Origin of the sequence: Sphingopyxis sp. (assembly GCF_034380315.1) — a bacterium.
Lineage (GTDB): Bacteria > Pseudomonadota > Alphaproteobacteria > Sphingomonadales > Sphingomonadaceae > Sphingopyxis.
Genome location: NZ_JAXMPB010000004.1, coordinates 234,452 through 246,895, shown reverse-complemented (window position 1 = coordinate 246,895; position 12,444 = coordinate 234,452). Strand labels below are relative to the sequence as shown.

The following is a 12,444-nucleotide window of genomic DNA, read 5'->3' as shown; positions in this document are numbered from 1 at the left end:
GCGGTCGGCCGTACGCCTTGTGCGCGGGCGGACCGGTTCAATCGCGACCGGCGACGCCGGAATCCGCCGAGGGCTGTTTACGGAACAGCGCCCGGTCTTCGGGGCCGAAGCCGCGGGTCCAGATCAGCCAGCTATAAATGCCGAGAATGACCGGCACGCCGATCAGCAACTCGGCCCATTCGGGCATTTGTGTCGCTCCCCAGCCCAGCACCGCGGCGCCGGCGGTTGCCCAGACAAGCGCCCAGCGCAGGCTGTTGACCGGAGCGTCCAATATCCGTGACAGCAAACGCGCCTTGACCACCGAAGCAAAGCCGAGGGCGAGCATGAGGGCGAGCGCAACCGCCACGGCGTAGCTGATGTCGGGCAGTCCCATGGCGCGGGCGGCAAGAATCAGGGCGACGCTGAGCAGCGCTTGGAGCGCCAATGTCGCAAGGCTGATCAACAGATTGCGATGGCGCGCCACATAGACGAGCGCGGCCTCGCTCACCACCGCGGTCGCGGCGACCACTTCGGCGGCCAGCAAAAAGGCGAGCGCACCGGTGCCGCTGACGAATTCGGGGCCGACCAGACCCATCACCGCTTCGCCCGGAATGCCGAGCGCAAGTGCGACGCCGGCCTGCGCGGCGATGATCCAGAAGCCGACCTGGCTGACCTGTGCGGCAACGGCACCCAGCCGCTTTTCGGCGAGGTTACGGGTTATGACGGGGCCAAGGATCGGCTCGAAGCTGGTTTTGAGCTTTTGCGGCAGCGACGCGACCTGCTGCGCCATATAGTAAATGCCGTAGATGGTCGGCGACGTGAACTGGCCCAGGATGAACAGATCGAGGCGCCGCGTACCCCATTCGATGGCGTCGGCGGCGGCAAGGGGGGCGTTGCGCCGGGCCAGGGTGATCAGATGCATCGCATCGGGACGCCACATTCCCGGGCCACCGAAATGACGAATCATGGGGATGAGGGCGGTCAGAAAGGCGCCGATCATGGCGGCGGCGTAGGAGAGCATCAGCCCGTCCTTTACCGAGACGTACCAGAATGCGGCGGCCGCGATGCTGATGACCCAGGGTTCGACGACCGCGCGCGCACGCACCGTCGCGCCGATATCAAATCGGTAGGCACAGGCCGCGAGCGCGATTTCGGTTCCCGCGATCGCAAAGACGAGAAGCGCCATGCAGCGGTCGGAGGTGCTGATGTCGCCGCTGGGGAACATGAACTGGGGAAAGAGGAGCAGGATTGCCGATCCGATCGCCGAAGCGAGGAAGGCGACGAACATGCCGTCCCAGACGATATGGCGCTGGTCGGCACCGGGAGCGCTCAATTGTTCGGCAAGCCCGCGTTTCAGCCCCAGGGTCGCAAGCTGTGCCACCAGTTCGATCACCAGGACCGCCAGCGCGAATCGTCCGACGAGATCCGGGCCGTACCAGCGGCCCGCGAAATAAAGGAACGGCAGGCGCGCGACGAGGCGCAGCACGAAGCCGAAGAAATTGGTGCGTCCGCCCTTTGCCAAGGCGGCAGTATCCGCATCGCGTTGGCCTTCGCCAGACGCGGGAGGCGCGGCTGCGCTGTCCGTTTGGCTCAAGCCCTGCGCCCCTTCTGCTGATCCCTGAAAGCCAATCTAGCGTGCTGCGATAGCAGGCGCAATTCCATGCAAACGATCATCGGCCCTCTGGTCTGAGCGGGCGGCTGAGCAGAGCCTGAATGGCCGCGGCGACATGGGTTTCGCCGGCTACCAGTCGTGCGACCGTGTCGATGATCGGCATTTCTATGCCATCGGCCCGTGCGGCCGCCGCGACAACCGGTGCGCTGAACGCGCCTTCGGCGATCGTCCGTCTGTCCGCCATCAGCTCGGTCATGCTGATCCCCCGGCCAAGACCCTGGCCAAGCGCAAAATTGCGCGAGTTCGACGAGGTACAGGTAAGCACCAGATCGCCAAGTCCGGCGAGCCCGGCCAGCGTTTCGGATTTGGCGCCCCGCGCCAGGCCGAATCGGGACATTTCGGCAAAGCCGCGGCTGATCAGCGCTGCGCGCGCGTTGAGCCCCAGGCCCGCGCCATCGACGATGCCGCAGGCGATCGCCAGGATGTTCTTGATCGCGCCGCCAATCTCGGCGCCGATCAGGTCGGTTGAGACATAAGGGCGGAAATGCGGCCGGGCGAGTGCGATGGCGAGTGCGTCGGCGGTGCTGCGATCTTCGGCGGCGAGCGTGATGGCGGTCGGTAGCCCGGCCGCGACTTCATGCGCAAAGGTTGGCCCGGACAGGACGGCGAGCGTGCGGCCGGGAAAAAGGTCGCGGGCAATATCGACCGGAAATGCAAAGCTGTTCGCTTCCATCCCCTTGCTGCAGAATATCAGCGGAGCGTTCCCGGCGGGAAGCTGTGCGAGCACCGTCCGCAGATAGGGCACCGGAACGACGACGAGCAGCGCGTCGAGCTCGGCCAGATCGGCCAGCGTGTCGGTGGCGGTGAGCGATGGCGAGAGCGCCGCGTCCGGCAAGAAGATCGGGTTGCGATGTTCGGCGTTGATTGCTGTGACGACATCGGTTTCACGGGCCCAAAGGCGTACCGTGCTGCCGTCTGCGGCGAGCAGCTGCGCAAGCGCGGTGCCCCAGGCGCCCCCACCGATGACGCCGAACCGGGATAGGGATGACGTCATGCTTTCACTCCAGCGCCGCGTACGGCTTCGGCATCGGGGTCGAGCGGCCAGCGCGGGCGTGCGGCAACCGACAGATCATTGGTCAGCCCGGCCGCGAATCGTTCGGCGCCCGCCCAGGCGATCATCGCGCCATTATCGGTGCACAGCCATAGCGGCGGTGCGACGAACGGCTTGTCGAAGCGCGCCGCGAGCTCGGTCAGCGCCTGGCGGATCGCGCCATTGGCCGCAACGCCGCCCGCGACGACGAAGGCGGTGGCCTCCGGGCAGACGGAGAGCGCGATGCGGCTGCGGTCGACAAGGCAGTCCACAACGGCTTGCTGGAAAGAGGCGGCGAGGTCGGCACGGTCATAGGCGCCGCTGCCGGCGGCTCGAGCGACCGCGCTCTTGAGACCGGCAAAGGAGAAATGCGGCTCGGCGCTGCCGATCAGCGGGCGCGGCAGGGGCACCGCGCGCGGGTCACCGTCCGCCGCAACCCGTTCCACCGCTGGGCCGCCGGGATAGCCGAGGCCTAGCAGCTTGGCGGTCTTGTCGAACGCTTCGCCCGCCGCATCGTCGATCGTGGTGGCAAGCCGCCGGTAATCGTCGACGCCGCGCACCAGCAACAATTGGCAATGGCCGCCCGAGACGAGCAGCAGAAGATAGGGAAAGTAGAGGTGCGGGTCGGCAAGCCGCGGGCTCAGCGCGTGCCCCTCCAGATGATTGACAGCGATCAGCGGCTTGTTTGCAGCGTGCGCAAGCGCCTTTCCGGTGACGAGGCCGACCATCACCCCGCCGATAAGACCGGGACCGGCGGTGGCCGCAATCGCGTCGACGTCGGAAAGGGTGACCCCCGCATCGGCGAGGACGGCTTCGACGATCGGGGCGAGCCGATCGACGTGCGCGCGGGCGGCGATTTCCGGGACGACGCCGCCATAGGGGGCGTGATCAGCCTCCTGCCCTGCGACGCGATGCGCCAGAATGCGCCGGTCGCTATCGACAAGCGCAGCCGCAGTTTCGTCGCAGCTTGATTCGAGGCCAAGGATCAGGGGCATAATGTTGCGGCTTCCTTTACCCGCCCCTTTATCGGCAGGGCAAGCCACGCTAGCAGGCTGCATGGCTTCTATTCCGCTTCCCACGATCAATCGTCCCCTGCGCATCGGTACGCGGGCCTCTCCCCTTGCCCTGGCGCAGGCGAATATGGCCGCAGCGGCGTTGATCGCGGCGCATGGCATCGCGCAGGATGTGCTGGAAATCGTACCGATGACCGCGACCGGCGACAAGATCCAGGACCGGGCGCTGGCGGAGGTCGGCGGCAAGGCGCTGTGGACGCGCGAACTCGATGCCGCACTCGACGCCGGGATCATCGACATTGCCGTCCATTCGCTGAAGGACGTCGAAACGGTGCGCGATGCGCGCTTTGCCTTGGGCGCGATGCTCGAGCGGGCGGACCCGCGCGATCGGCTGGTGGTACGGGACGGGGTCAGCGCCGGTACGATCGCCGACTTGCCGACCGGTGCGCGGTTGGGGACGAGCAGCCCGCGCCGAGCAGCGCAGGTGAAACGATTGCGTCCCGACCTTGAAACATGTTTGCTGCGCGGAAATGTCGCCACGCGCCTGGCCAAGCTGGCGGCGGGCGATGTCGATGCGACGTTGCTCGCGGCGGCGGGACTGGATCGGCTGGGGATGCACGAGATCGGGACCGTGCAGCGTGTCGAGTCTTTGCTTCCCGCCGCATCGCAGGGTGCGATCGGTATCGAATGCCGCGCCGAGGATGGCGTGACACTGGCGTTGCTGGCGGCGATCGACCATGACCGCACACATCGCGCGGTGGCGGCCGAAAGAGCGTTTCTGGCCGGTGTCGGAGGCGATTGCCGATCGCCGGTTGCCGCTCATGCGCAGTTTCAGGCGGACGGCGGACTTCGCCTCGACGCGCAGCTTTTCTCTGCCGATGGCGCAGATTGCGTCGCCGGGTACGCCGTGCTGGTCGATGACGACACGGCGGGAGATCTGGCCCGCCGCCTACTTTCGGAGGCTCCGGCCGCAGTCCGAAGCCTGTTCACGGCATGACGCCGGACATGCCGCTGATTGTCACGCGGCCCGAACCCGGATGTACGGCGACGGTCTCACGGGCTCGGGCGATGGGACTCGATGCGCGGCCCATGCCGTTGTTCGCGGCCCACCCGATCGACTGGGCAGCTCCCTCCAATCCGGCGGCCTTCGACGCCTTGCTGTTCACCAGCGCGCAAGCGCCGCGGCTCGCTGGTCCGATGCTTTCCGCGCTTGCCGGTTTACCGGGCTATGCGGTGGGTGCGGCGACGGCCGCGTCCGCGTCCGCGGCCGGTGTCACGGTCGCGATGATTGGCGACAGCGATGGCCAGCATCTGATTGATGCCATGGCGCCCATGGGAATCCGGCGGATACTGTGGTTGTGTGGCCGCGATCGATCGCATTTCGGATCGCCGGGGACCGAGGTGACGGCGGTACCCTGCTACGCCGTCGACAGGGTTGCTCCTCCAGCGGTCTGGTCCGGCCTGGTCGCGGCGCCTGCGGTAATCATGGTGCATTCCAGGCGTGCGGCAGAATATGTTGCCGAGCAGGTCGCTGCACCTAAGCACCTGAGTTTGATAGCAATCAGTCCCGCCGTCGCGGCAGCGGCGGGTGGCGGATGGCGCCAGATCGGGGTTGCCGAGCGGCCCGACGACGCGGCAATGTTGGCACAGGCGGTTGCTTTGTGCCACAAGAGCGCAAAATAGGGTCGTTCGAAAGAGACACATGGCAATCGAAAATATCGATACCTCCTCGCCCGCGAGCGGCGAGGGTCCTTCGCGAGGACTGTCGCTGCGTACGCTCGTCATCGGTGCGGTCATATTGTTGCTGATCGGCATTGTTGGCGGCGGCTGGGCAATGAATCGCCTGCTGGGCGATCGACCGACGCCGGCGGCGGTCAAGGCCGCCTCGCCATCGCCTGACACGGCGACAGCGCCCACCGGTGCGGTTCCCGCTCCGACCGACGCCGCGGCGGCAGCGCCGATGGTGGTGGCCCCGGTCGATGGCGCCAGCGCGCTGGCGGCGCGGGTCGCCGAACTGGAACAGCGACTGTCGCGCATCACGCTGGAAGCGGAGTCGGCATCGGGCAACGCGTCGCGGGCCGAAGGGCTGCTCGTCGCCTTTGCCGTGCGCCGCGCACTCGATCGCGGCTTGTCGCTTGGCTATCTGGAGGCGCAGCTTCGTCTTCGGTTCGGCGATGATCAGCCCAATGCTGTCAAAACCATTATCGACACCTCACGCGATCCGGTGACGCTGGAACAGCTGCGGACCGAACTCGACACCCTTGCCCCGCATCTGGTGGGGCGCGGCGGCGAAGGAAGCGGCAGCCTGTGGACCGGGATTCGTCGCGAGCTCAGCGAATTGTTCGTCGTGCGCGAAGCAGGCACCCAATCGCCTCGTGCGTCGGAACGACTCGATCGCGCGCGCCGCTATCTGGCGGGCGGGCAGGTCGACAAGGCCATTGCCGAGGTCGAGGCGATGCCGGGTGCGTCGGCCGCCGCCGATTGGCTGATCGACGCGCGCCGTTATCATGAGGCGCGGCGTGCGCTTGACCTGATCGAGACAGCGGCGATATTGGAGCCGCGCGACAGTGCCGCTGCCGCAATGGCCAGCAAACCGGCCGCATCCACCCCCTAGCGCGCACCCAACGGGCTGCTCGCCATAGAGAAAGCCTGACGATATGGCCCTCGCCGATCCGCAGCGCATAGAAGCGCTCGACCCGCTTGACCCCCTTCAGCTTGACGCACAGCTGAGCGAAGAGGAGCGCATGGTGCGCGATACCGCGCGCAGTTACGCCGAGGCGGAATTGTTGCCGCGTGTGACCTCTGCCTTTTTGGATGAGCGTTTCGACCGTGAAATCATGCGCGAAATGGGTGGTCTTGGCCTGCTCGGCGCGACCATCGATCCGGAATATGGCGGTGCGGGGCTGAACTATGTCAGCTATGGCCTGATCGCCCGTGAAGTCGAGCGTATCGATTCAGGCTATCGGTCGGCCTGCTCCGTGCAAAGCTCGCTCGTTATCCACCCCATTAATGCCTATGGCAGCGAGGAGCAGAAGCGCCGCTATCTGCCCGGCCTGACCTCGGGCGAGCTGGTCGGTTGCTTCGGCCTTACCGAACCCGATGCCGGCAGCGACCCTGCAGGAATGCGTACGCGCGCCGAAAAGATCGAAGGTGGATATCGCCTCAAGGGCGCGAAGATGTGGATCACCAATTCGCCGATCGCCGACGTCTTTGTCGTCTGGGCGAAATCGGATGCGCATGACGGTGCGATTCGCGGCTTCGTCCTGGAAAAGGGGATGAAGGGCCTGTCGGCGCCGAAGATCGAGGGCAAGGTGTCGCTGCGTGCTTCGATTACCGGCGAGATCGTCATGGACGGGGTCGAGGTCGGCGAGGATGCGCTGCTGCCCCATGTGTCCGGATTGAAGGGACCCTTCGGCTGTCTCAACCGTGCGCGCTATGGCATCGGCTGGGGCGCGATGGGGGCTGCCGAATTCTGTTACGAAGCGGCGCGCAACTACACGCTGGAACGCAAGCAGTTCGGTCGTCCGCTCGCTGCCAACCAGATCGTCCAGTTGAAGCTGGCGAACATGCTGACCGAGATTGCACTTGGAACGCAGACGGCCTTGCGCGTCGGCCGCCTGATCGACGAAGGGCGGCTTGCGCCCGACATGATCAGCCTGTTGAAGCGCAACAATTGCGGCAAGGCGCTCGATATCGCGCGGGTCGCGCGCGACATGCATGGCGGGAACGGTATTGCCGCCGAATATCATGTGATCCGTCATGCGGTGAATCTGGAAACGGTGAACACCTATGAAGGGACGCATGACGTTCACGCGCTGATCTTGGGGCGCGCCATTACCGGCATCAGCGCTTTTGCCTGATCCCAAACCGCTGGAGGGCATCCGCGTCATTGAATTGGCGCGGGTGCTCGCCGGGCCGTGGTGCGGGCAATTGCTCGCCGACCTTGGCGCCGAGGTGATCAAGGTCGAGCGACCCGGATCGGGCGACGATACCCGGCATTGGGGGCCGCCCTTTGTCACCGATGCCGACGGCGCGAATCTGGGTGCCGCCTATTATCATAGCTGCAATCGGGGCAAGCGCGGCGTCGCCATCGATATGGCGAGCAGCGAAGGACAGGCTGAGATACGTGCGCTGCTCGCGACAGCGGATGTCGTCATCGAAAATTATAAGGTCGGCGGACTGACCAAATATGGCCTCGATCCGGCCCGGTTATGTGCCGATTTTCCGCATTTGATTGTCTGCTCGATCACCGGCTTTGGTCAGACCGGCCCATATGCGCCGCGTGCAGGATATGATTTCATCATCCAGGCGATGGGCGGCGCGATGGCGCTGACCGGAGAGCCCGACGGAGCGCCGCAAAAGGCCGGGGTCGCCTATGCCGATATCTTTACCGGCATGTATGCCACCGTCGCTATTCTGGCGGCGTTAAGGCGTCGTGACGTCACGCGGCGCGGCGCACATATCGACATGGCGCTGCTTGATTGCCAGGTCGGAGTGCTGGCCAATCAGGCCGCCAATTATCTGGCGAGCGGTTCTGTTCCGAAGCGGATGGGCAACGGCCACGCCAATGTCGTGCCCTATCAGGCGTTCGCAACCGCGGATGGCGATCTGGTCATTGCCGTTGGCAATGATGGGCAGTTTCGCAAATTATGTGCGATATTGGGCGAACCCGGATGGGCGGACGACGACCGTTTCGCGACCAATTCCGCCCGACTGAAAAATCGCAGGATATTGATCCCCTTGCTTGCCGCCAGAATCGCGGCGTGGGAAGCGCTGCCCTTGTCGCTGGTGTTGGAAGCCGATGGCGTGCCAGCGGGCTCGATCAACGATATGGCGGGCGTATTTGCGGACCCCCACGTGGTCGCACGGGGAATGCGCTTTCGTCCCGAGGGCGCCCATGTTGATGGATTGGCGTCACCGATCGTCATTGACGGAGAGCGCATGGTCGCATCGTGCGGCGCCCCGCCACTCGAGGAGCGCGCGGCCACGATCTAGCCGCGCGCCGTCCTTTGTGCCTTTCAAAAATGGTGGGGATGGGCATGGCCCACCCCGCACCGATACTTACAGCCCGTCGAGGCCCTTGCTCACCAGCACGTTCACCGCGACGCGGCGGTTTTGCGCCTTGCCTTCGACGGTGTCGTTGCTCGCCAACGGATCGGCTTCAGCCATTCCTGTGGGGGTAAGCATGCGATAGGGCTTCCAGCCGCAAGCCTGCTGCAGATAATTCACCACGCGGCTGGCTCGCTTTTCGCTAAGCTGTTGGTTGAATTCTTCATTTCCGGTCGAATCGGTATAGCCAACGACCAGCAGCAATGCGTTGTCGACCGAGTCCGCCGCCGCGGCCGTGGCGCAAAGATCATCCTTCGCCTGCATCGACAGCGCTGCCTTTCCGGTGTCGAAGTTCACATTGGTCGTGCTCTTGACATTATACTTGTCGATATCGCCCATGCGGCCGCGCAACGCTTCGGTTGCTGCCGTCTGTTCGGCAAAGCGCTGGTCGGTGCCGTTGCGGATCATCGTCGCGGTCTTGAGATCCTTGGTTTTCAGATCGACCTGGCTTGCGACCAGGCCCCCGCTCCACTGCAAGGTGTCGATGGTGACGGGTAAGCCGTTGAGCAAGGAGTCCGACGCAAGCTTGTTCCGGTTCATCCCCAGAAAGCCGCCGCTGGACTTGATCCGTGTCTGGTCGATGATCGTGACAACGGCGTTGCTGCCGTCGGCGGTGGTCACCTGAATCTGATCGCCGTTGCGGGCAGAGATAATCCCTTCAACTTCGGGGCCCTTCGCCATCTCCGACGGATCCGGCATCGGCGTGCCATATACGGTCGCCATGACCTCGCCCTCGGACGCATCCTGTTGTTGCGCGGCCAGGCTGCTCGTCGCTGCGGGCCCGGCAAGCATGGCCATCAGCAACAGGGTTCCTGCTTTTTTGGGAACGCCACTCATTACGCTACTCCTTCACCTAAACAGCCGCCCCTGCGTGTTCGCGGCCTTTCGTTCATCCCCCCTCAAAATGATGCGTCCGTTTGCAGCAATTTCATCACCCCGCTTTGCCGTGATTGCTGCATTCGAACGCGCCAAAATGGGTGTTCATCTTTTCCTTGCTGGCGGATGAACACATTGGGGGGGGCGTTGGTTGCGTGGCCGGTTGGAGCGCATTGCGCGGTGAGCCGAAAGCCGGTTCATTTCAGCCTGCGCGGCGCTGTCGCCGACGACAGGAGTATATGGCGTGCATAAAAAAGGGCGCCGCGATGGGCGCCCTTTCCCCTTATGGGATGATTGCTTGATCAGAATTTGATCGTGCCGGTCAGGAAGACCTGACGCGGATTTCCATAAAAGGCGGTGACGACGCCTTCGAGGCCCAATGTCGGCGTTGGCAGGCCCTGGGCATTCAGCACGGGCGTGCCGTCGGCGCCGGTCGCCACAAACTGATAGCCCGAGGTGGTATATCGCTTGTCGAGAATATTCTTGCCATGGACGCCCAGGCTGAAACGCTCGCTCGGGGCGGTCCATACCAGCGAGGCGTCGAGCAGCGCATAGCCCTTTTGATCAAGATAGGGGCTCGGCGTTTCGAACTGATTGGTTTTGCTGCGATAGCTGAGCGTCGTCGTCATGGCGAGATCGCCATCCGCGACCGGCAGGGTCGCGCCGAGTGTCCCCGCCATCGTCCAGCGCGGGGTGTTCTGGATGCGGCGCAGGTCCGACACATCGACACCGTTGACGATATAGCGCTTATAGTCGCCGTCGATGAAGCCGAGGTTGCCCGTGAAGCTGAGCGACGAACCTGCACCAGCGAAATCGCGGGCAAAACGGGCATAGGTTTCGAATTCGACGCCCTTGAAGGTCGCCTTGCCCGCGTTGGTGGTTACCCCGGCAAAGCTTTCGAACACCCCGTCGCCATTGGCGTCGACCCCGACCGAGCCCGGGATCTGGACATTCTTGTAATCGCCGTAGAAGCCAGTGAGGGCAACGCGCAGATTTCCGTCGAGCAGGGAGCCCTTGTAGCCCAGTTCATAGCTGTCGACCGTTTCCGGTTCGAAGAGGAAGAAATCATAGATTTCATCATAGCTGCGCAGCCCGTCGCGGTTGGTGTCGGGCGCGATACGCGCGTCGCCGCGCGGATCGAAGCTGCCGCCCTTGAATCCCTGAGCATAGGAGGCATAGACCATGTGATCGGAGGTGGGCTTGTAGCTCAGCGACACGCGCGGATTGAAATCGGTGAACTTCGCGCGGCCGTCGAAATTGGTGATCGTCGCGATCGGGACCGCAGTGCCGCCAAAGATCGGCGAACTGCCGCCGATTTTGGTCTGACGCAGAATCCGCGAGTGGCGCTTGTCGCTGGTATAGCGGCCGCCGGCCGACAGGCTGAACTGTTCGGTGATGTCGAAGGTGAAATCGCCGAATACCGACCATGTCTTGGTCGACACATCGCCCGAGGTAAAGGCGTTGAGGCCGGGCAGACTCAGCACGGTGCCAGTGGTTCCCAGTATCACGTCGAAATCGGTCGTCGAATTTGCGTCGAGATAATAGAAGCCGACGAGGCCACTCAGCCGGTCGCTGTTGTACAGCAGCTGGAATTCCTGGCTGAGTTGTTCGTTGCGATAGACGGCGGGTACATCGACGTCGACCGACGGCAGACTGTCGAAATCGATCGGCGTGAAGCTGGTGTCCTTGCGCCACGCGCTGATCGACCGGAAAGTGACGGAGTCACTGAAGTCGACGTTGACCGTCATTGCGAGGCCATAAGCCTCGACATCCTGCTTCGGCTTCGCAAGGCCAGCGCGCGTGTCATAGACATCGCCCAGCACCGGCGCCGCCGACTGCAGTCCGGGGATCAGGCGGTGGCCGTTGCGTGGGTCCGACTTGTCGCGGGTATAGTCGCCGGCGATACGGATGAAGACGGGCTCGCCATAGCCGCCGAACTCGATGCTGCCGCGCCCGGCCCAGACATCCTTGTTGTAATTTTCGACGCCCGAAAGGTGGAGATTGTCGCCAAAGCCGCCACGCGAGAGCCGGGCACCCGACACGCCGACGCGCAGCAGGTCGCTGACCGGCGCGCTGGCCGTTACGACCAGATCGGCCTGGTCGTAGGTTCCATAGCTGGCGCGCGCTTTCAGGCTGAACTCCTGCGGCAGGCGCTTGGTGACATATTTGATCGCGCCGCCGATGGTGTTGCGGCCATAAAGCGTGCCTTGCGGGCCGCGCAGCACCTCGATCCGTTCGACGTCATAGATGTCGATTACCGCCGCCTGCGGGCGGTTCAGATAAACATCGTCGAGATAGATGCCCACGCCCGATTCAAAACCCGATACCGGGTCTTGCTGGCCGACGCCGCGGATGAACGCGGTCAAGGTCGAGTTGGTGCCGCGCGAATTTTCCAGCGTGACGTTGGGCGCCTGATTCTGGACGTCGGTGACGTCGATGGCGCCCGCGGCTTCCAGAGCGTCGCCCGAAATGGCGGTCACGGCAACGGGAACATCGATCAACCGTTCGTCGCGGCGCCGGGCCGTCACGATGATTTCGCCGTCGCTGTCATCGCTGGCGGCGCCTTCGTCCTGGGCGAAGGCGGCGGGGGCAAAGGCCAGCATGGAAATCGCGCTGGCGCTCAGCGCGGCGCGACGGACATGGCGGGCGAAAGGACGCATGATGTGTCTCCCATGTGATGGGTGGCCCCTCGCCACCCTTGTGCGTTTTTTGGGCCCGGAGCTTGCCAAGCCGCGCTGCACCCAATAATGAAAGGTGAACCAAGT

General features: G+C 64.3%; 10 protein-coding genes. 5 read left to right on the top strand and 5 right to left on the bottom strand.

What is annotated here, in order from left to right; translation table 11 throughout:
- Nucleotides 1-37: 37 nt before the first annotated feature.
- From U0S50_RS09330 to tsaD, 3 genes are all read right to left on the bottom strand, one after another.
- Nucleotides 38-1,573, bottom strand: coding sequence for a lipopolysaccharide biosynthesis protein (locus U0S50_RS09330; protein WP_322308503.1), 1,536 nt, complete (start codon nucleotides 1,571-1,573; stop codon nucleotides 38-40).
- 76 nt (nucleotides 1,574-1,649) lie between these two features.
- A complete protein-coding gene (locus U0S50_RS09325; protein WP_322308502.1) occupies nucleotides 1,650-2,645 on the bottom strand; it encodes an NAD(P)H-dependent glycerol-3-phosphate dehydrogenase in 996 nt (331 codons plus the stop codon).
- Entirely contained in the window at nucleotides 2,642-3,676 is a 1,035-nt protein-coding gene (gene tsaD / locus U0S50_RS09320; RefSeq protein WP_322308501.1) for a tRNA (adenosine(37)-N6)-threonylcarbamoyltransferase complex transferase subunit TsaD, read from the bottom strand. Before tsaD ends, U0S50_RS09325 begins: the two co-directional genes overlap by 4 nt.
- 61 nt (nucleotides 3,677-3,737) lie before the next feature.
- Here tsaD and hemC point away from each other — a divergent pair, with 61 nt between their 5' ends.
- The 5 genes from hemC to U0S50_RS09295 are packed head-to-tail and all read left to right on the top strand — an operon-like array spanning nucleotide 3,738 to nucleotide 8,689.
- The gene (gene hemC / locus U0S50_RS09315) at nucleotides 3,738-4,691 is read left to right on the top strand and encodes a hydroxymethylbilane synthase (protein WP_322308500.1); all 954 of its coding nucleotides are present in this window, start codon (nucleotides 3,738-3,740) and stop codon (nucleotides 4,689-4,691) included.
- On the top strand, nucleotides 4,688-5,377 hold the full coding sequence (locus tag U0S50_RS09310; protein WP_322308499.1) for a uroporphyrinogen-III synthase: 690 nt from the start codon (nucleotides 4,688-4,690) through the stop codon (nucleotides 5,375-5,377). Before hemC ends, U0S50_RS09310 begins: the two co-directional genes overlap by 4 nt.
- A gap of 19 nt (nucleotides 5,378-5,396) precedes the next feature.
- Nucleotides 5,397-6,308, top strand: a complete 912-nt coding sequence (locus U0S50_RS09305) for a mitofilin family membrane protein (protein WP_322308498.1) — start codon at nucleotides 5,397-5,399, stop codon at nucleotides 6,306-6,308.
- A 43-nt stretch (nucleotides 6,309-6,351) separates the two neighbouring features.
- Entirely contained in the window at nucleotides 6,352-7,554 is a 1,203-nt protein-coding gene (locus tag U0S50_RS09300) for an acyl-CoA dehydrogenase (protein ID WP_322308497.1), read from the top strand.
- Nucleotides 7,547-8,689, top strand: coding sequence for a CaiB/BaiF CoA-transferase family protein (locus U0S50_RS09295; RefSeq protein ID WP_322308496.1), 1,143 nt, complete (start codon nucleotides 7,547-7,549; stop codon nucleotides 8,687-8,689). Before U0S50_RS09300 ends, U0S50_RS09295 begins: the two co-directional genes overlap by 8 nt.
- A 66-nt stretch (nucleotides 8,690-8,755) precedes the next feature.
- On the opposite strand, the gene U0S50_RS09290 is transcribed toward U0S50_RS09295, so the two are convergent.
- Together U0S50_RS09290 and U0S50_RS09285 are read right to left on the bottom strand one after the other, a co-directional pair.
- Complete coding sequence (locus tag U0S50_RS09290) at nucleotides 8,756-9,640, bottom strand: OmpA family protein (protein WP_322308495.1); 885 nt, start codon at nucleotides 9,638-9,640, stop codon at nucleotides 8,756-8,758.
- A 341-nt stretch (nucleotides 9,641-9,981) separates the two neighbouring features.
- Complete coding sequence (locus U0S50_RS09285; RefSeq protein ID WP_416194977.1) at nucleotides 9,982-12,339, bottom strand: TonB-dependent receptor; 2,358 nt, start codon at nucleotides 12,337-12,339, stop codon at nucleotides 9,982-9,984.
- Nucleotides 12,340-12,444: the final 105 nt, after the last annotated feature.

Excerpts from the sequence above, each read along its gene's own strand:
- U0S50_RS09325 (WP_322308502.1), bottom strand. The coding sequence starts at position 2,645 with ATGACGTCATCCCTATCCCGGTTCGGCGTCATCGGTGGGGGCGCCTGG.
- tsaD (WP_322308501.1), bottom strand. The coding sequence starts at position 3,676 with ATGCCCCTGATCCTTGGCCTCGAATCAAGCTGCGACGAAACTGCGGCT.
- hemC (WP_322308500.1), top strand. The coding sequence starts at position 3,738 with ATGGCTTCTATTCCGCTTCCCACGATCAATCGTCCCCTGCGCATCGGT.
- U0S50_RS09310 (WP_322308499.1), top strand. The coding sequence starts at position 4,688 with ATGACGCCGGACATGCCGCTGATTGTCACGCGGCCCGAACCCGGATGT.
- U0S50_RS09305 (WP_322308498.1), top strand. The coding sequence starts at position 5,397 with ATGGCAATCGAAAATATCGATACCTCCTCGCCCGCGAGCGGCGAGGGT.
- U0S50_RS09300 (WP_322308497.1), top strand. The coding sequence starts at position 6,352 with ATGGCCCTCGCCGATCCGCAGCGCATAGAAGCGCTCGACCCGCTTGAC.
- U0S50_RS09290 (WP_322308495.1), bottom strand. The coding sequence starts at position 9,640 with ATGAGTGGCGTTCCCAAAAAAGCAGGAACCCTGTTGCTGATGGCCATG.
- U0S50_RS09285 (WP_416194977.1), bottom strand. The coding sequence starts at position 12,339 with ATGCGTCCTTTCGCCCGCCATGTCCGTCGCGCCGCGCTGAGCGCCAGC.